This is a genomic window from Streptomyces sp. NPDC005141, from assembly GCF_053599975.1.
This window is the reverse complement of record NZ_JBSFYW010000007.1, coordinates 151,073-167,717: the sequence shown is the minus strand read 5'-3', so window position 1 is coordinate 167,717 and position 16,645 is coordinate 151,073. Positions and strand designations below refer to the sequence as shown.

General features: G+C 72.1%; 16 protein-coding genes. 9 read left to right on the top strand and 7 right to left on the bottom strand.

The features are described 5' to 3' along the window. The first annotated feature begins 48 nt into the window (after nucleotides 1-48). The 3 genes from ACWD68_RS08270 (at nucleotide 49) to ACWD68_RS08260 (ending at nucleotide 3,680) form a co-directional block, all read left to right on the top strand. Complete coding sequence (locus ACWD68_RS08270; RefSeq protein ID WP_451805659.1) at nucleotides 49-930, top strand: SIS domain-containing protein; 882 nt, start codon at nucleotides 49-51, stop codon at nucleotides 928-930. Between the two features lie 33 nt (nucleotides 931-963). Continuing rightward, a complete protein-coding gene (locus tag ACWD68_RS08265) occupies nucleotides 964-1,815 on the top strand; it encodes a class II fructose-bisphosphate aldolase (RefSeq protein WP_451805658.1) in 852 nt (283 codons plus the stop codon). 632 nt (nucleotides 1,816-2,447) lie between these two features. Beyond that, nucleotides 2,448-3,680, top strand: coding sequence for an MAB_1171c family putative transporter (locus ACWD68_RS08260; RefSeq protein WP_451805657.1), 1,233 nt, complete (start codon nucleotides 2,448-2,450; stop codon nucleotides 3,678-3,680). Nucleotides 3,681-3,830: 150 nt separating this feature from the next. On the opposite strand, the gene ACWD68_RS08255 is transcribed toward ACWD68_RS08260, so the two are convergent. The 3 genes from ACWD68_RS08255 to ACWD68_RS08245 form a co-directional block, all read right to left on the bottom strand. Further along, complete coding sequence (locus ACWD68_RS08255; RefSeq protein WP_451805656.1) at nucleotides 3,831-5,228, bottom strand: FAD-dependent oxidoreductase; 1,398 nt, start codon at nucleotides 5,226-5,228, stop codon at nucleotides 3,831-3,833. A gap of 67 nt (nucleotides 5,229-5,295) precedes the next feature. Beyond that, nucleotides 5,296-5,616, bottom strand: coding sequence for a hypothetical protein (locus tag ACWD68_RS08250; RefSeq protein ID WP_451805655.1), 321 nt, complete (start codon nucleotides 5,614-5,616; stop codon nucleotides 5,296-5,298). Next, on the bottom strand, nucleotides 5,613-6,425 hold the full coding sequence (locus ACWD68_RS08245; protein ID WP_451805654.1) for a phytanoyl-CoA dioxygenase family protein: 813 nt from the start codon (nucleotides 6,423-6,425) through the stop codon (nucleotides 5,613-5,615). Before ACWD68_RS08245 ends, ACWD68_RS08250 begins: the two co-directional genes overlap by 4 nt. Before the next feature lie 70 nt (nucleotides 6,426-6,495). Here ACWD68_RS08245 and ACWD68_RS08240 point away from each other — a divergent pair, with 70 nt between their 5' ends. Then, a complete protein-coding gene (locus tag ACWD68_RS08240) occupies nucleotides 6,496-7,266 on the top strand; it encodes a helix-turn-helix domain-containing protein (protein ID WP_451805653.1) in 771 nt (256 codons plus the stop codon). Here the strand turns inward: ACWD68_RS08240 and ACWD68_RS08235 are convergent. Continuing rightward, nucleotides 7,256-8,398, bottom strand: a complete 1,143-nt coding sequence (locus tag ACWD68_RS08235) for a methyltransferase (RefSeq protein WP_451805652.1) — start codon at nucleotides 8,396-8,398, stop codon at nucleotides 7,256-7,258. The two genes, ACWD68_RS08240 and ACWD68_RS08235, sit on opposite strands and share 11 nt — an antisense overlap. Before the next feature lie 71 nt (nucleotides 8,399-8,469). Between ACWD68_RS08235 and ACWD68_RS08230 the strand changes: the two genes are divergently transcribed. Beyond that, nucleotides 8,470-9,129 carry an alpha-ketoglutarate-dependent dioxygenase AlkB family protein gene (locus tag ACWD68_RS08230; RefSeq protein ID WP_451805713.1) on the top strand — a complete coding sequence of 220 codons (660 nt, stop codon included), beginning with the start codon at nucleotides 8,470-8,472 and terminating at the stop codon, nucleotides 9,127-9,129. A 141-nt stretch (nucleotides 9,130-9,270) separates the two neighbouring features. Next, the gene (locus tag ACWD68_RS08225) at nucleotides 9,271-10,509 is read left to right on the top strand and encodes an ROK family protein (RefSeq protein WP_451805651.1); all 1,239 of its coding nucleotides are present in this window, start codon (nucleotides 9,271-9,273) and stop codon (nucleotides 10,507-10,509) included. A gap of 3 nt (nucleotides 10,510-10,512) precedes the next feature. On the opposite strand, the gene ACWD68_RS08220 is transcribed toward ACWD68_RS08225, so the two are convergent. The 3 genes from ACWD68_RS08220 to ACWD68_RS08210 form a co-directional block, all read right to left on the bottom strand. Further along, nucleotides 10,513-11,436 carry a phosphotriesterase family protein gene (locus tag ACWD68_RS08220; RefSeq protein WP_451805650.1) on the bottom strand — a complete coding sequence of 308 codons (924 nt, stop codon included), beginning with the start codon at nucleotides 11,434-11,436 and terminating at the stop codon, nucleotides 10,513-10,515. Beyond that, on the bottom strand, nucleotides 11,430-12,014 hold the full coding sequence (locus tag ACWD68_RS08215; RefSeq protein ID WP_451805649.1) for a DUF4865 family protein: 585 nt from the start codon (nucleotides 12,012-12,014) through the stop codon (nucleotides 11,430-11,432). Before ACWD68_RS08215 ends, ACWD68_RS08220 begins: the two co-directional genes overlap by 7 nt. A gap of 118 nt (nucleotides 12,015-12,132) precedes the next feature. Next, nucleotides 12,133-12,708, bottom strand: a complete 576-nt coding sequence (locus ACWD68_RS08210; RefSeq protein ID WP_451805648.1) for a TetR/AcrR family transcriptional regulator — start codon at nucleotides 12,706-12,708, stop codon at nucleotides 12,133-12,135. Nucleotides 12,709-12,996: 288 nt separating this feature from the next. Between ACWD68_RS08210 and ACWD68_RS08205 the strand changes: the two genes are divergently transcribed. The 3 genes from ACWD68_RS08205 to ACWD68_RS08195 are packed head-to-tail and all read left to right on the top strand — an operon-like array spanning nucleotide 12,997 to nucleotide 16,615. Continuing rightward, on the top strand, nucleotides 12,997-13,302 hold the full coding sequence (locus ACWD68_RS08205) for an SHOCT domain-containing protein (RefSeq protein ID WP_451805647.1): 306 nt from the start codon (nucleotides 12,997-12,999) through the stop codon (nucleotides 13,300-13,302). Next, on the top strand, nucleotides 13,299-14,057 hold the full coding sequence (locus ACWD68_RS08200; RefSeq protein ID WP_451805646.1) for an ABC transporter ATP-binding protein: 759 nt from the start codon (nucleotides 13,299-13,301) through the stop codon (nucleotides 14,055-14,057). The genes ACWD68_RS08205 and ACWD68_RS08200 overlap by 4 nt, the downstream gene beginning before the upstream one ends. After that, complete coding sequence (locus tag ACWD68_RS08195) at nucleotides 14,054-16,615, top strand: ABC transporter permease (protein WP_451805645.1); 2,562 nt, start codon at nucleotides 14,054-14,056, stop codon at nucleotides 16,613-16,615. The genes ACWD68_RS08200 and ACWD68_RS08195 overlap by 4 nt, the downstream gene beginning before the upstream one ends. Nucleotides 16,616-16,645 lie beyond the last annotated feature (30 nt).

Here is a 16,645-nt window from a genome sequence, read left to right as displayed (position 1 = left end):
AAACTCGCTATATCTTGCAAGAACAAGCATCCGTGGGAGGGGTACGGCATGACCCATGTCGAGGACGAGCTGAGCAGCCAGCCCGAGTGCTGGATCCGCGCCGCGCAACAGGCGGCGGTGCACGGAGCCGCGCTGCCCGCAGCGGGGGAACGGGTCGCGATCGTGGGATGCGGCACCTCGTTCTTCATGGCCCAGGCCGCGGCCGTACTGCGCGAACAGTCCGGGCAGGGCGAGACCGACGCCTTCGCCGCCTCGGAGTTCCCGGCGGGCCGGTCATACGATCGCGTGGTCGCCCTGACGCGCTCCGGGACGACCACCGAAGTGCTCGAACTCCTCGGGAGACTGCGCGGACACACCCGTACGACCGCCGTCACCGCCGATCCGCACACGCCCGTGATGGAGTCCGCGGACGACGTCGTCGTGCTCGACTTCGCCGACGAGCGGTCCGTCGTGCAGACCCGGTTCGCGACCACGGCGCTCACCCTGCTCCGGGCCCACCTCGGTCTGCACAGCGACGCCGTCGTCGCCGACGCGCGCACCGCGCTCGACACCCCGCTGCCCGAAGAACTCGTCGCCTGCGCGCAGTTCACCTTCCTCGGCCGCGGGTGGACCGTCGGTCTCGCCAACGAGGCCGGGCTCAAGATGCGGGAGGCGTCCCTCGCCTGGACCGAGGCCTACCCGGCGATGGAGTACCGGCACGGCCCCATCAGCATCACCACCCACGGCACGGCCACCTGGATGCTCGGCGAGGCACCCGAGGGGCTGGCCGAACAGGTCCGGCGGACCGGCGGACTGTGGGTGGACGGCGGCCTCGACCCGCTCGCCGAACTCGTCCGCGCCCAGCGCCTGGCCGTCGCCGTCGCGGCGGCACGCGGTCTGGACCCGGACCGGCCGCGCCACCTCACCCGCTCCGTGATCCTCAGCGACTGAACCGCCCCGACCACCCACGGAGAAGGAGGAGTTGTGCCCCTCGCAGCAACCGGTGAGCTGGTGGCCCGGGCCGCCCGGGCGCGGACCGCCGTCGCCGCGTTCAATGTCATCACCCTGGAGCACGTCGAGGCCGTCATCGCGGGGGCGGAGTCCGCCGGCGCGCCCGTCGTGCTCCAAGTCAGCGAGAACGTGGTCAAGTTCCGCTACGGCCGGCTGCTTCCGCTGGCCCGTGCCGCGACCACCGCCGCCGAACGCGCCACGGTGCCCGTCGCGTTGCACCTCGACCACGTCCAGAGCGACGACCTGCTCCGGCAGGCCCCGGGCGCCGGGTTCAGCTCCGTCATGTACGACGCGTCGCGCCTGCCCTACGAGGAGAACCTGACCTCGACCCGCGCCGCAGCCGACTGGGCTCACGCCCAAGGTCTGTGGATCGAGGCCGAGTTGGGTGAGGTCGGCGGCAAGGACGGTGAGCCGCCGCGGGACGCGCACGCGCCCGGCGCCCGCACCGACCCGAGCGAGGCCCGCGCCTTCGTGGCCGACTCCGGCGTGGACGCGCTGGCCGTGGCGATCGGCAGCTCCCACGCGATGACCACCCGCACCGCCGCCCTCGACCACGACCTGCTCAAACGTCTGGCCGCGTCCCTCGGCGTCCCTCTCGTCCTGCACGGCTCCTCCGGGGTCCCGGACGACGAGCTCCGGGCGGCCGTCGAGGGCGGTATCGCCAAGGTCAACGTCGGCACCGCGCTGAACATCGCGATGACGGGTGCCATCCGGGAGTTCCTCGCGGCCCGCCCCGAGGCCGTGGATTCACGGAAGTACCTCAGCGTGGGGCGGGAGGCGATGGCCCGAACCGTTGCGGGGCTCATCGGCGTGCTCCAGGGGTGAGCGTCAACTCCGCCCCGCAGCCGCGGTGTCGACCCGGTCGCTCCCGGGTCGGCTCCCGCCCGGCGGACAACCGGTCGGACCTCCGTCGCGGACGTCAAGGGTCCGCTCCGGTCCACTGACCCCGTGAACCCCCGCTTCGCTGAAAGCCGTTCGAGACGGTGGTCCTCCCGCCGGGCCGATCCGCTCGTCGTATACCTGCCTCTACAGCCCGATATGCGGGCCAAAGCGGTCACGCTGCCGGTGCCGGCTCCGTCCGGAGCCGGTCCCGACGCATGTGCTTTTGCACCCACGGCAGTTCGAGTGGGTGACAAGGTGGCTAGTGTGAACAAGTATGAGAAGGCCGAAAGGGCACGGCAGGCTCGCGGGCGAGACATCGACCCGAAGGCCACTCGGGCAGGCGTCCGTATGCCCCTTTGACGCGGGGAGCAGGGGTTGGCGGTGTTTTCGGGGCAGAGCCGGCGCTGGACCGGGCGCGGGACGGTGGAGGCCTTGAGCGGTCAACTTCTGGCTGGAACCAGCACATCGGAGCGCGGCTCGAACGCGTGCGCCCTGGTGAACATCGTGTTGTCCGCGACCGGTCCGCGCCCCGGCGCGCATCGAGACGTCCGCCGGCGATTGCCCCTGGGTCCGATGTGAACGGACTGATCTACTACCTGGCCGCGGCCATCCTGTGGATGGGACTCGCCGCTCAATTGCCGGACCTGCGTCGCCACTGGAGAGATCCGCTGAAGCGGTCCTTCTGCGCCGTCATCCTCCTGTCGGGCCTCTGCTTCGTGCTCGGCGCGCCGCCCACCGTCGCGCTGGTCAACAGCCTCACGGGCATACCGAACGTCGCAGCGCCCCTGACATACGGCGCGGTGACCGCCTTCGGGGCGGCGTCCCTCATCCTCATCGTGCACTGGCGGGGCAGCGACCCCGTCCGGGTACGGCGCACCTCCCGGGCGTGGCTGTTCAGCTACCTGGGAGTGATCGCCGCCGAGGGTGTCCTGTTCACGCTGGGCGACGCGCCGGTCGAGCGCCGGGCCGACTTCGACACCTACTACGCCTCGACTCCGTTCATCCGAGAGATGATCGTGCTGTACCTGGTGGCGCACATGGTGGCCGCGGTGATGACGACCCTGCTGTGCTGGCGCTGGACACGGAAGGTCAAGCGCTGGACGCGTGGGTCGCTGGCCCTGCTCGTGGTGGGCTGGCTGTTCACCAGTGCCTACAGCGTCGTCAAGGCCGTGGCGCTGACCGCTCACTGGCTCGGGCGCAGCTGGGACGGCCTGAGCACCAGCGTCGCTCCACTCGTGGCCGTCGGCTCCTGCCTCGCCTCGGCCGGCTACATCCTTCCTCTCATCGGTCCGCGCATCGACTCCGCCGTCACGTTCGTACGGCTGCGTCCGCTGTTCTGTCTGCTGGCGGGGCCGAACAGCCGTAGGCGCTGCGTCAGGGCACTGTCGTGGCGGACGATCGGCGACGTCGAACTCCAGCTCACCACGCGTGAGACCGCCATCCGGGACGGCCTCAGGCGACTGGCCGGACAACTCGACGACCAGGTGCGGCGCCGCGCCTACCGGGAGGCGCTCGCCGCCGGGTCCAGTGCGGCGGACGCCGAGGTGATCGGGCTGGCCGCGATGGTCGCCGTAGCCGCTCTCGCCGAGGCTCCGTCCCCCGTCGCGGAGACCGGCACCATCGGTATCTCGGTCGGGGACGTCGACGTGGTGGTCTCCGTCAGCGCGCGCGTACGACGTCCCGCCGCCGGTTCGCGGTCGTTGGACACGGGCCAGCCGTCACTGCTGAGCCTGTCCCGGGCGGTGCGGACCCCCATCGTGGATGCGGCGATCCAGTCGAGGAGAACGTCGGTGCGGCAGCTCTCCTGACCGCGCCCGCGGTGACCTTCGGACCGGCTGCCTCGACCGCCGCGCCGGACCCACGCCCGGAGCGCGGACCGCTGGAACGCGTTGAGCGCGGACTCTCGCCCGATCGCCCGGGGCGCGGACGTCGGGCCCGCGCTCGTACCGCGGACGCCGTCAGACGGGAACGGGGCCCAGGGCGTCGAGGAAGGCGCTCTCCTCAGGGGTCAGCGGCGGCCCGGACAGGGGCTCCATGACAGGTCCCTTCAGAGTGGCGAGCAGCAGCCTGGGGTGCACGAGACGGCTCGCGTCGGCCTGCAGTGTGAGGACCTCGCACATGGCCGCGGACACGGGATAGGAGGTGGTGGCCACGCGAGCCATCCGGCCCATGTAGAGGCTGAGGAGCCGGTCGACGAGCGTCGGAGCCCTGCCGATGACCTCCGGGAACCACTGGTCCTGCGAGGTGCTCAGGGTGTACGCGGCCGAGACGGACTTGGCGGCCGCACGCTGGACCCCGCGGGCGAAACCCGGTGCGGTGACATCGGCCTGCCGCAACCGCCGGCTCAGAGCCAGGGCTCCCAGGGCCGCGACGGACATGCCCTGCCCGTAGACGGGGTTGTAGGTGGCGACGGCGTCACCGAGCACCACCAGGCTCTCGGGCATGGCCGCCTTCTCGAAGTCGCGGCGCCTGTTGCGGGTGCTGCGGCTGAGGGACACCTCGCCGAGCGGCTCGGCACCGGAGATGAGCTGCCCGATGAGGGGGTGGCGCAGGCCGAGCGCGAAGCGGGTGAACTCCTCGGGATCAGCGGTGGGTTCGCCGCCGCGGGTACCCGCCAGGCTGACCAGCCAGCGGCCGTCCTCGATGGGCACCAGATTTCCGGAACGCCCCGGCCGGGAGTCGACGGGGTCCGCCTCGACCTGGGTCAGCGGGAAGTTCTCCGCGCCCGGCGGAACGCGGAAGACGCGGCTGGCGTAGACGAGACCCGAGTCGACCTCGTCGGTGGGTACGTCCGTCACGCCGAGCGATTCGAGCCAGTGCTCGACGCGTGATCCCCGCCCGCTCGCGTCGACGACGAGATCCGCCCGCAGGTCCTCCTCGGTGCCGCCGGCGAGGACGCGTACGCCGGTGACGCGCTGGGCGGTTCCCAGCAGGGACACCGCCTCGGCACGGCGGACGGTGACCGGGGTGGTGCCGAGGACGGCCTCGCGGACGGTCCAGTCGAGCAGGTCGCGGCTGCACAGGGTGAGCAGCAGTTCGTCGGTGAGGGTCGGCCAGCGCCGGAACCAGCCCTGCGGGCCGAAGCCCAGCATGCCGGTGAGGGACTGTTCATGAGCTCCCGACGCGAGCAGCCGCTCGCGTACGTCGACTCCGGGAAGCAGCTCCTGGATGGCGTCGCGTCCGCTGGGCAGGAGGATGTGAGCATGTCGTGCCTGCGGAATCCGCCTGCGTGACTGCGGTCCGTCGCGAAGCTCGTCGCGCTCCAGGACGGTCACCTCGTCCATGGACCGGGAAAGAGCCGCGGCGGCGAGCATGCCGGCCACGCTCCCACCGATGACGACAGCACGGCGCGACATGGTTCCCCCAGTTGTCATGGACGAGCGGCCACACTCTACGTTCGTACACGTGGGCGCATACGGGAGATCAGAAAGTGGTGCCGATCCTGTCTCTGGGCTCACTCCCGGGCTCGCTCCCGGCGTCGACCAGCCTCTCGAAGAAGAACTCGTGCTTGAGGAACGACACGTCGTACTCGTGCCCCGGATACGGCGGGATCAGCTGGGCCGCCTGGAACAGCCGCCAGCCGTCCTGTAGGGCGTGCACGCCCGACGTGTACGGGGGCTCGTCGCCGTCGCCGGTCGTGGGCGAGGTGCGGCCGGTGCCGTCGTAGAGCGACCAGCCCACCACGTCCGCGTCCAGCGCCGAGGTGGCCAGATAGAGGACGAGAACCTGCTGACGGAACGTCATGCGATCTTCCCCTCGGGACGGTTGGAGACCCGGGTCACCCAGTGGTCCAGGTCGAAGGAGTCGTCCCCGGTCAGCGAGCGCCACAGCAGGACGCGGTTGTAGACCTCCAGGCGGCCGGTGGCGGGCTCGTACCAGGGGAACGTGGTGGCGAGTTCCTCGGCGACACCCGGATCGGCGAGGTCCGAGGTGTCCCACAGCCGCCGTTGCCGCACCGTCGGGTTGAAGCGGATCTTGAACATGTAGCGCGCGCTGTCGCTGTCGTTGCGCCGTCCACCGTGCCACAGGCCATGGTGCAGAAACACCACGGTCCCGGCGGGGCAGACGAGCCGGTTCTGCCCGCGCAGGTTCTGGTAGCGGCCGGTGTCCGACTCGTTGGTGCGGCGCAGATGGCTGCCCGGCACGCTGAGGGTGCCGCCCATGTCGAGGGTGATGCCGTGCGGGTAGTACATCAACTGGACGTCGAAGGCGTCGGTGCGCACATCGATGATCGCGTCACCGTGCAGGGGCTGGGCCCGCCCCTCGTGCGGCTCGCGGATGTGGACCGCGTGGTGGTCGACGGCGGGGCCGGGGCCGACCAGACTCCGCAACGCGCCTGCCAGCACGGGGAGTTCGAGGAGGCGGCGGACGAACGAACCCTCGGTGTAGGCCTGAGGGACAGGCGTGCCGTACGGCACGGCGGGCAGGCCGTCGCGGAGCACCTCCATGGCCTCGGCGTTCATCTCGGGCGGCACCACGGCGTCCAGCCGCAATGAGCCGTGAGCCACGAAGTGCGCCATGCGCACCGAACTCAGAAGCTTGGCGTCGGTCATGGCCCCACCGTAGGAGCGGCGCCGTCCGCGGCGCGTTGGCCCCATTCACCATCACTGGTAATTTCTCACCATGCGTGAGACGCGCCTGCACCTCGGCGAGCCGCCGGAGGTGGCCGGCGCCGGAGTCGGTGTGCACGGGGTGGCGAATGCCACGGACGTCTTCCGATTGCCGGAACTGTGGCAGCTGCACCTCTACCGGTACGACGCCGAGCTGACCGTCGACGGCACGGCCCACGTCATCCGCCCCGGCCGTGTCAGCCTCGTACCGCCCGGTACCACGGTCCGCTACCGCTACCAGGGCCGTTCGGAGCACCTGTACGCGCACCTGCGCGTCGCCCCCGTCGGACCGTCGCGGACCGTCCCCGTCGTGCAGGACGCGGGACCCGAACTTCCCTTGCTGTCAGAGCTGTTGCTGCACGCCATCGCGGCGGCCCCCGGAGCACCCGAACGCACCAGGTCCGAGATCTGGACCGCGCTGTGGCGCATCGCCGACCTCACCCCGGCCCTCGTCACCCCGGGTCCGCACCCCGCGGTCGGCACCGCGATCGCCCACATCGAGGCCCGGCTGGCCGCTCCGCTCACCGTCCCGGAGATCGCCCGCGCCGCCGGGATCTCCCACAACCACCTCACCCGGCTCTTCCGCGCCGAGACCGGCACCACGGTCGTGGCCTACATCCGCCGCCGCAGACTGGAACGCGCCCACCACCTGCTCCGCGTCTCGACCCTGTCGATCCCGGCCGTGGCGGCCTCGGTCGGCATCCCCGACCTGCAGGCCTTCAACAAGGCATGCAGGCGGGAACTGGGTGCCCCGCCCCGTGTGCTGCGCGGGGCTACTGGCTGACGTCCTTCTTCACGGCTCGCAGAATCACGAACTTGGCGTCACCCGCGACCAGTTCACTGTTGCCGAAGAGCCGGCGCAGCTTCAGGTGGTAGCCCAGGTGGCGATTGCCGATCACCCACAGCTCGCCGCCCGGCCGCAGCGCGCGCCGCGCGTCCGAGAACATCCGCCAGGCGGTCGTGTCCGTCGTCGCCTGGTGGGAGTGGAACGGCGGATTGTTCAGGACGAGGTCGACGCTCCCGGTGGGGACGCCCGCCAGTCCGTCGGCGACACGGAACTCGGCGATCCCGTCGGCGTTCACCCGGTAGGTCGCCTCCGCCGAGGCCACCGCCTGGTACGACTCGTCGGCGAACAGCACCTCGGCGTCGGGATTGGCCAGCGCCATCGCCGTACCGACCACGCCGTTGCCGCAGCCCAGGTCCACGACCCGCTCGGCGCCCCGGCTGCGTGGCAGATGCTGGAGGAAGAAGCGGGTGCCGATGTCGAGGCGGTCGGCGCAGAAGACGCCCGCGTGGTTGACGACCGTGCGGCCGGACACCACACCGACGCCGTCAGGGAGCTCGTAGCTGTACGGCCAGGGGTTGGCTTTCCGGGCGATCCCCTGGAGCGGGGTGCAGAAGATCAGCCGGGCCTTCTTCTCGGCCAGCGAGGTGCGGGTCGGACCGAGGATCCGCTCGAAGAGGTGCAGCGTCGAGGTGTGGATCTCCTTGACCATCCCGGTGCCGACCACGACGGTGCCCTCGTGCACGCCGGGCGCCAGCCGGTGCAGCTGATCCTCCAGGAGGGCGAGGCTCCTCGGCACCCGCACGATCAGCACGTCGATCCGCTCGGGAGGCGGATCCTGGGTCGTGAGGAGCCGGACCGCGGACTCCTCGGCACCGGCCCGCGCCAGATTCGCGCGGGTCGCCTCCTGCGCCAGCAGGGAGTCGGTGATCTGCGTCGGCCGCCGGGACGACAGCGCCGTGGCGAGCGCGCCCCACCGGTCGCCGACGATCACGACCGAACCCGTCAGGGGGATCTCGCTCTCCGCGAGGTGCTGCAGCAAATAGGTGTCGGCGGCGTCCCAGGCGCGCAGCCGCTCGCGAGGGTCCTCGGGAAAACGGGCGAGATCGTAATCGCCCCAGGGTGTGGTCATACCGTCGTTCATCGTGGGTCCAGGCTATGCGACGCGGAGCGGCCCGGGTGCGCGAGGATGGGGGCATGTCGATGGACGCGGAGCTGTTTCCCCGCGGCCGGACGGAGATCGCTCCCGGCGCGGTGCACCTCCCGGACTGGCTGGACGCGGACCGTCAGCGGCGGCTTCTGGAGGCCTGCCGCGGCTGGGCCCGCCCGCCTGCGGGCCTGCGCACGGTCCGCACCCCCGGCGGCGGCACGATGACCTCCCGGCAGGTGTGTCTGGGCTGGCACTGGTACCCGTACGGCTACGCCCGCACCGTGGTCGACGGCGACGGTTCCCCGGTGAAGCCCTTCCCCGGCCTGCTCGGCGACCTGGCCCGGGAGGCGGTCGCGGACACCCTCGGCGCCGCCGCCCCCGGCACGGACGAGCCCGCCCCGTACGACATCGCCCTGATCAACTTCTACGACGCCGAAGCCCGCATGGGCATGCACCGTGACAGCGACGAATCGTCCGACGCCCCGGTGGTGTCGCTGAGCCTGGGCGACACCTGCGTCTTCCGCTTCGGGAACACGGAATCCCGGACACGGCCGTACACCGACATCGAGCTGCGCAGCGGCGATCTCTTCGTGTTCGGCGGCGCGTCACGGCTCGCGTATCACGGGGTACCGAGGGTGTACGCGGGGACGGCGCCTCCGGAGTTGGGACTGACCGGGCGGCTGAACATCACGCTCCGGGCCGGCGGCTTCTAGGGCGTGTCCGGTCCGGAGCCGTGTCGGACCGCATGGTCCAGGTGCGATCCGAAAGCCAGGCCCTGCGCCCGCGTGTCGCCTCGCGCGGGCCGCCGGGACCGGACGGGCCGCGCCGGAGCGGATCATGGGAGACTCGCCCTCATGAACGGCAAGGCGGGCCCCCGGACGGCGGGGGATGGGAACACACGGACACGGCTCGACCGGGGGCGCGGGGCGCTCGGCCCGGCGCTGGAGCTCGTGCACACCGGGCGCGCGCCGACGCGTGCCGTGCTCACCGCCGAACTGGGAGTCACCCGGGCGACCGCGGGAGCGGTGGCCGCCGAGCTGGAGGCGCTGGGGCTGATCCGGGTCGACGCGCGGCCCGGTGCCGCCGCCGGTTCCCAAGGGCGCCCCTCGCACCGGCTGGAGGTCGCCGAGGACGGGCCCGTCGCGCTGGCCGCGCAGGTGCACGCCGACGGTTTCCGCGCCGCGCTGGTCGGCCTCGGCGGTCGGATCGTCGCGACCGCGCCCGGCTGCGAGGCCGTCGACGCCGATCCGGCCAAGGTCCTCGGCTCGGTCGTCGACGCCGGCGCCGAACTGCTCCGCGAGACCGGCCGCCGCTGTGTGGGCGCCGGGCTCGCCGTGCCGTCGGCCGTCGCCGAACCCGAGGGGCTCGCCCTCAACCCACTGCACCTGGCCTGGCCCGCGGGCGCCCCCGTCCAGCAGATCTTCGCCGAACGGGTGCGCGCGGCCGGTATCGAGGGGCCGGCGTTCGCCGGCAACGACGTCAACCTCGCCGCCCTCGCCGAGCACCGGCACGGAGCGGGCCGCGGAGCCCGTGACCTGCTCTGCGTGGCCACCGGACACCGCGGCGTCGGCGGCGCCCTGGTGCTCGACGGGCGCCTGCACACGGGCAGTTCGGGGCTCGCCCTCGAAGTCGGCCACCTCACCGTCAATCCCGAGGGCCGCCCCTGCTACTGCGGCAGCAGGGGATGTCTCGACGTCGAGGCGGACCCGCTGGCCTTCCTCACCGCGGCCGGCCGCGCCCCGGGACCCGAGGTGTCGCTGCTCCAGCAGGCCAACGAGTTGATCCGCGACGAGTACGCCGATCCGTCCGTCCGTACGGCCATCGAGGCGCTGATCGACCGCCTCGGCCTCGGCCTCGCGGGCCTCGTCAACATCCTCAATCCGGACCGCATCATCCTCGGCGGACTGCACCGCGCCCTGCTCGACGCCGACCCGGACCGGCTGCGCGCCGTCGTCGCCGACCGCAGCCTGTGGGGACGGAGCGGCGGGGTGCCGATCCTCGCGTGCACCCTGGACTACAACAGCCTCGTTGGAGCTGCCGAGTTGGCGTGGCAGCCGGTGCTGGACGACCCGCTGACCGCACTGCCCGTCTGACGCTCATGAATGCCAGGCGACGGCGAAGGCGCACCCGGCGTTCTCGGTGAGAATCCGGTCCACCAGGTCCGTGCCCAGGGCGAGTTCGAGCCTCGGGCGGACCCGGCGCAGCAGATACGGCATTCCCGGGCCGCCGTTGACCGAGCGCGCGGCCGCGGTCGTCGTGTCGCCGCCGAGGAGCAGCCGGTGGCCGAAACCGGCGTCGGCGAGGGCGCGTACGGCGTCGGGCATATGCCAGTCCGTGGCGTGGTTGGCGCGCGAGGGGCCGTCGAAGGCGAGGAAGGCGCCCGACTCGGCTGCCTCGCGCTGCACCAGAAGGTCCGGCGAACGATTGACGTGCCCCAGAATCACCCGGTGCGGCGGCACGCCCAACTCGCCGCACAGCAGGTCGAGTACGTCGAGAGCGCCGGTGCCCAGCTCCAGGTGCACGGCGATCGGCGCGCCGGTGGCGTGATGAGCCTCCGCCGCGGCGGTCATCGTCCAGCGGGCGTGCGCGTCCAGGGCGTGGAAGCCGCCCGCGACCTTGATGAGCCCGGCCCGGACGCCGGACGTACCGATGCCCGACGTGAGTTCGGCGACGAAGAGGTCGGCCGCCCGCCCGCGCAGCCGACTCAGCAACTCCGGTGTGTAGTGCGCCGCTTGGTGCAGGCCGGTCGCCGCGACGACGTGGACCTCGGCGTCGCGGGAGATCAGCGGCAGATCCGCGGCCCGCCTGCCCAGACCGTACGGCGTCCACTGGATCACGGCGGCGCCGCCCTGCGCGCGGAACGCGGCCAGTTCGGCCCGTGCGGCGGACGCGTCGCGCAGTTCCTCGCCCGGGAGCCGGGGACTGCCGAAGAAGAGATGGTCGTGTGCGTCGCAGATCCCGAGGTGCTCGGGGAGCACGTCACCCAGGACCGTACGGACCGTGGCGACCGGGCTCACCACTGCCGCCCCCGCGGCAGCCGCTCGCGTTCCGGCTGGGACAGGTGCAGCACCTGGAAGATCTCACCACACGCCTTGGGCGAGTCGTGGTCCCAGAGTGAGAAGAGCACAACCTCCCAGTGGCGCGGATCGACGGCGGCGGCCGCGCCGACGGCCCCGTCCATCGCGGCCAGCCGCCCGGCCTCGCGCACCGCCTCCTCCATCGCCTCGGACAGCTCCACGCCCTCGTCGACGGGCTGCCGGCGGCGGACCGCGACCTTGGCCGGCGAGCCCGCGGCGGCGCCCTCCTCGTACGCGAGGCCGGTCCAGTGCTGCACGACGGGGCGCCCGAAGTCGTTCACCAGGCCCTGGAAAGCCCCTCCCCAGAGAAAGGAGTTCATGCCCTCGGTGGTGTTCCACAGATAGAACGGCGCGTACTGGTCGACCGGTGAGCCGTCCACCCCGCGCTCGCGGATCAGATACGCCTTGAACCCGAGGCCGTCCCACGCGTCGAGCAGATGGCCGATGCGGGAGACCCGATCCCGGATGACGGTCATGTCGTAGTCGGCGGGCAACGTCAGCTCGTACTGCATGGCGTGCATCGGAGGGTCCTTCCTCGAGCTTGCCGGGTCATTCTCGGAAAGCCGCGTCCGTGGCCGCGTCCCGCTGATCCTTCGCGGGGTCGGCGGACGCGCGCCCCGGGGGCTTTGGACGGCGGTGTCAGCGGGCGGGCGCCAGCAGGGCGAGCAGCCCCCGAACTCCCGCGTCGAACCCGGCCGGTGAACCGGAGGCACGCGCCAGGACGTAGCCGCCCTGGACGGTGGCGAGGATCGTCGCGGCGATCTCCGCGCCGTCCAGCGCGGCCGCGAACTGCCCCTGCTCCTTGCCCTCTTCCACGATGGCGGCCAGCCGCTCGCGCAGCCAGTCCAGCGTCTCGTCGACGGGTGCGCGCAGTTCGTCGCTCGCGATCACGTCCGGGTCCATCGTGAGCCGCCCGACGGGGCAGCCGCGCAGGACGTCGCGTTCGCGGCGCAGATAGGCCTCGATCCGCTCGTACGGCGATCCGGGCGAGCCGAGGACGGCCTCGGCGGTGGCCCGCATCTCCTCGGCGGTACGGCGGATCGCGGCGAGCGCCAGGTCGGGCTTGCCCCGGAAGTGGTGGTACATGCTGCCCTGCCCCGCGCCCGCGTGCTCCAGGATCGCCTTGGGGCTGGTGCCCACGTACCCGCGCTCCCACAGCAGCTCCCGCGTGGACTCGATCAGTCGGTCCGGAGTGCTCATGAAGCTACTGTACATACCAGTAGGTACAGAGGGGAGATCCCCTGCTGTCCGGACCGGGACGCAGGTTCCCTGCTGTCCGGGCCCGGACGCGCGGTGAGCGTGCCGGCCGCCGCGCCACCTGGGGGAGGGCCGCCGCACGAAGCAGCCCGTACCCCCCGGCGTACTCCCCGGGGGGTACGGGCACTGCCGCTGGCCGTACGACGACTCGGACCCCCTGCCTGGGCGACTCTCGAGGCATCGCAAAGAGGTCCCGCGAAGACGCGCGATTTCCACCCGCGATTCCCACCGAGGAGATGACTCGAGATGCAGACCCTGGCGAACTGGGACGGCGGCCCCGGCCCGTGGATCCTGTTCCTTCCGCTGATCTGGGCGGCCGTCGTGATCGGCGTCGTGACCGTGCTGCGGCGCACCGCCTGGCGCGGACGCCGTGGTCCGTGGCGTGCGACGGGCGGATTCGGCCCCGGCGGCGCCCTCCCGGCCGGCGACTCACCGATCGCCGTGCTCGGCCGCCGTTTCGCCTCCGGAGAGATCGACGAGGACGAGTACTGGCGCCGGCTCTCCGTCCTCGACGAGCAGTTCGGGCGCACGGGCAAGGGCGGTGCGGCATGACGGCCACGACCGCCCGCCGGGACGCCGCACGCGTCACCGACGCCGTGAAGGTGTACGGCAGCGGCGACACCGCCGTGAGGGCCCTGGACGGGGTGGGCGTCGGCTTTCCGGCCGGTCGCTTCACCGCGATCATGGGGCCCTCGGGCTCCGGCAAGTCCACCCTGATGCACTGCGCGGCCGGCCTGGACACGCTCACCTCCGGGGCCGCGTACATCGGCGACACCGAGCTCGGCACCCTCGACGACCGCCGTCTGACCCTGTTGCGCCGCGACCGGATCGGCTTCGTCTTCCAGGCGTTCAACCTCATTCCGACGCTCACCGTCGCCGAGAACATCGCCCTGCCCATGGACCTCGCCGGAACCAAGGGCTCCCGCGCATGGACCGACGCCCTCGTCGATGTCGTCGGTCTGCGCGACCGGCTCCACCACCGGCCCAGCGAGTTGTCCGGCGGACAGCAGCAACGCGTCGCCGTGGCAAGGGCGTTCGCCGGACAACCTGACGTCGTCTTCGCCGACGAACCCACCGGCAACCTCGACTCCCGCTCCGGTGAGGAGGTTCTGAACCTTCTCGGCAGGGCGGTGCGCCGGATGGACCGGACGGTCGTGATGGTCACGCACGACCCGGTCGCCGCCGCGCACGCCGACGAGGTGGTCTTCCTCGCCGACGGACGCCTCGTGGACCGGATGGAGAAGCCGACGGCCGACAAGGTCCTCGACCGCATGAAGGCCTTCGACGGCATGGGGGCACCGGTATGAACGCCGCACTGCGCCTGAGCGCCTCGTCGCTGCGCTCCCGCAAACGCCGCTTCGCGGGCACGTTCTTCGCGGTGCTCCTAGGCGTCGCCTTCCTGGCGGGCACCCTCGTCATGGGCGACACCCTGCGCGCCGGGTTCGACACGATGTTCGGCAACGCGACCAAGGGCACCGACGCCGTCGTCCGCAGCGCCGACACCATCACCACGCCGGGGGAGAGCCAGGGCGTCCGCGCGCCCGTCGGCACCGAGCTGGCGCGGACGATCGAGCGGACCCCCGGTGTCGCGGCCGCCGCGCCGGACATCCAGGGCGCCGGCCAGCTCATCGGCGCCGACGGCAAGCCCATCGGCGGCCAGGGCCCACCCACCCTCGCGGGCAACTGGATCGACGATCCGAAGCTCAACGCGTACCGACTCGCCGAAGGCCGCGCCCCGTCGAAGTCCGGCGAGGTCGTGGTCAACAGGGGCGCCGCCGAGAAGGGCGACCTGAGGATCGGCGACACGACGACCCTGCGCACGCCCGACCCCGTCCAGGTGACGATCGTGGGCCTCGCGACCTTCGGTGGCGAGGACGGCATGGCCCAGGTGACCTTCACCGGGATGACGCAGGCCGACGCGGAGAAATACCTGACCGCGAAGCCCGGCGAGGCCGCGAGCATCCGCGTGCGCGCGGGCCCGGGAGTCGGTCAGGACGAGCTCGTCTCCGATCTGACTCCCGTGCTTCCCAAGGGAGTCGAGGCCATCTCCGGACAGGAGTCCGCGCAGGAGAACACCGACATGATCTCCAGCCAGTTCCTGACCGTCTTCACCACGCTCCTGCTCGTCTTCTCCGGCATCGCGCTCCTCGTCGCGACCTTCTCCATCCACAACACCTTCGCGATCGTCGTCGCCCAACGCACCCGCGAGAACGCGCTGTTGCGCGCCCTGGGTGCCTCGCGCCGACAGGTCACCGTGTCGACCCTGGCCGAGGCGAGCGTCGTCGCCGTGACCGCCTCGGCCGTGGGACTCGTCGGCGGCATCGGTATCGCGGCCGGACTCCAGGCGCTGTTCCCGGCCATCGGGTTCCCCTTCCCCGAGGGCGACTTGGTGATCAGCGCTCTCTCCATGGTGCTCCCGCTCGGCGTCGGCATCGTGGTCTGTCTCGGCTCAGCCCTGCTGCCCGCCGCACGGGCCGGACGCACCGCGCCGCTCGCCGCGCTGCGCGAGACGGCGGTCGACGGCTCCGGCGCCTCCCGCGGACGTGCGGCCGTCGGCGGGGGACTGGCGGCCCTCGCGGTGGCCGTCACCCTGACGGGCGTCCTGCTGACTCCGTCGCTGTGGCTCGCCGGACTCGGCGCCGTGCTGGCTCTCGCCGCCTTCGTGGTCCTCGGTCCGGTCGCGTCCACGACCGCCGTACGGGTCCTCGGCGCGCCTCTCGACAAGCTGCGCGGGGTCACCGGCGGACTCGCCCGGCGCAACGCGCTGCGCAGCCCCAAGCGGACCGCATCCACCGCCGGCGCCCTGATGATCGGCGTCGCCGTCGTCTCGCTGTTCACGGTCTTCGGCGCCTCGCTCAAGGCCACCATGGACCAGACGGTCTCCCGCTCCTTCGCGGGTGACATCGCCGTCAGCACGCCGTCGTTCGGCGCGGGCGGCAGCGGCCTCAGCCCGGAACTGGCCCCGGCCATCGCACGTCAGCCGACGGTCGAGAACGCCGTGGGGCTCGGCAAGGGAGTCGCCGAAGTCAACGGAAGGGGCCGCGCGTTGACGGTCACCGACCCGGTCACGCTCGGCAAGGTGTTCGACCTCGGCGACGTGCACGGCTCGCTGAACGACCTCGGCACCGACGGCATCGCCATCACCCGCGGGGAGGCCGACAAGCAGCACTTGGTGACCGGTGACACGGCCCGGCTCGCCTTCGCCGACGGGCAGAAGGCCGACTTCACCGTCCGTGCCGTCTACGGCCGGTCGGAACTGGCGGGCGACTACGTCATCACCCGCGCCGGCTGGGCCCCGCACCGGGCCCAGGACTCCGACACAGTCGTCGCCGTCTCCTTCAAGGACGGCGTGAGCACCGCGGAGGGCAAGGCCGCGGTGGAGAAGGTCGCCGAGCGGTACGGCAGTCCCGAGGTGCAGACCCGGGACGAGTACGCGCAGTCCTCGGCGGGCGGCATCGACATGATGCTGACCCTGGTCTACGCCCTGCTCGCCCTCGCGGTGCTGATCGCGCTGCTCGGCATCGCCAACACCCTCACGCTCGCGATCCACGAGCGCACACGGGAACTCGGTCTGCTACGGGCCGTCGGACAGACCCGGGCGCAGCTGCGCGCCATGGTCCGCTGGGAGTCGGTCCTCGTCGCCGCGTTCGGCACGGCGGGCGGGCTCGCCCTCGGTGCCTTCCTCGGCTGGGTGCTCGTCGAGGCCTCCGACGGAGCGTCGGACAGCGCCTTCGCCTTCGCGATACCGCCGCTGCGGCTCGTGGTGGTGGCGCTGGTGGGCCTCGCTGCCGGAGCCCTCGCGGGACTGCGCCCGGCACGGCGGGCGGCGCGCCTGGACGTGCTGCGGGCCATCGCCACCGAGTGAGCCACCCGCGGCCGTACGGCGCCCGCGAAC

Coding starts and splice junctions, on each gene's coding strand:
- ACWD68_RS08225 (WP_451805651.1), top strand. CDS start 9,271: ATGAACGGCAAGGCGGGCCCCCGGACGGCGGGGGATGGGAACACACGG.
- ACWD68_RS08250 (WP_451805655.1), bottom strand. CDS start 5,616: ATGACGTTCCGTCAGCAGGTTCTCGTCCTCTATCTGGCCACCTCGGCG.
- ACWD68_RS08195 (WP_451805645.1), top strand. CDS start 14,054: ATGAACGCCGCACTGCGCCTGAGCGCCTCGTCGCTGCGCTCCCGCAAA.
- ACWD68_RS08230 (WP_451805713.1), top strand. CDS start 8,470: ATGGACGCGGAGCTGTTTCCCCGCGGCCGGACGGAGATCGCTCCCGGC.
- ACWD68_RS08245 (WP_451805654.1), bottom strand. CDS start 6,425: ATGACCGACGCCAAGCTTCTGAGTTCGGTGCGCATGGCGCACTTCGTG.
- ACWD68_RS08255 (WP_451805656.1), bottom strand. CDS start 5,228: ATGTCGCGCCGTGCTGTCGTCATCGGTGGGAGCGTGGCCGGCATGCTC.
- ACWD68_RS08240 (WP_451805653.1), top strand. CDS start 6,496: ATGCGTGAGACGCGCCTGCACCTCGGCGAGCCGCCGGAGGTGGCCGGC.
- ACWD68_RS08215 (WP_451805649.1), bottom strand. CDS start 12,014: ATGCACGCCATGCAGTACGAGCTGACGTTGCCCGCCGACTACGACATG.
- ACWD68_RS08210 (WP_451805648.1), bottom strand. CDS start 12,708: ATGTACAGTAGCTTCATGAGCACTCCGGACCGACTGATCGAGTCCACG.
- ACWD68_RS08205 (WP_451805647.1), top strand. CDS start 12,997: ATGCAGACCCTGGCGAACTGGGACGGCGGCCCCGGCCCGTGGATCCTG.
- ACWD68_RS08235 (WP_451805652.1), bottom strand. CDS start 8,398: ATGACCACACCCTGGGGCGATTACGATCTCGCCCGTTTTCCCGAGGAC.
- ACWD68_RS08200 (WP_451805646.1), top strand. CDS start 13,299: ATGACGGCCACGACCGCCCGCCGGGACGCCGCACGCGTCACCGACGCC.
- ACWD68_RS08270 (WP_451805659.1), top strand. CDS start 49: ATGACCCATGTCGAGGACGAGCTGAGCAGCCAGCCCGAGTGCTGGATC.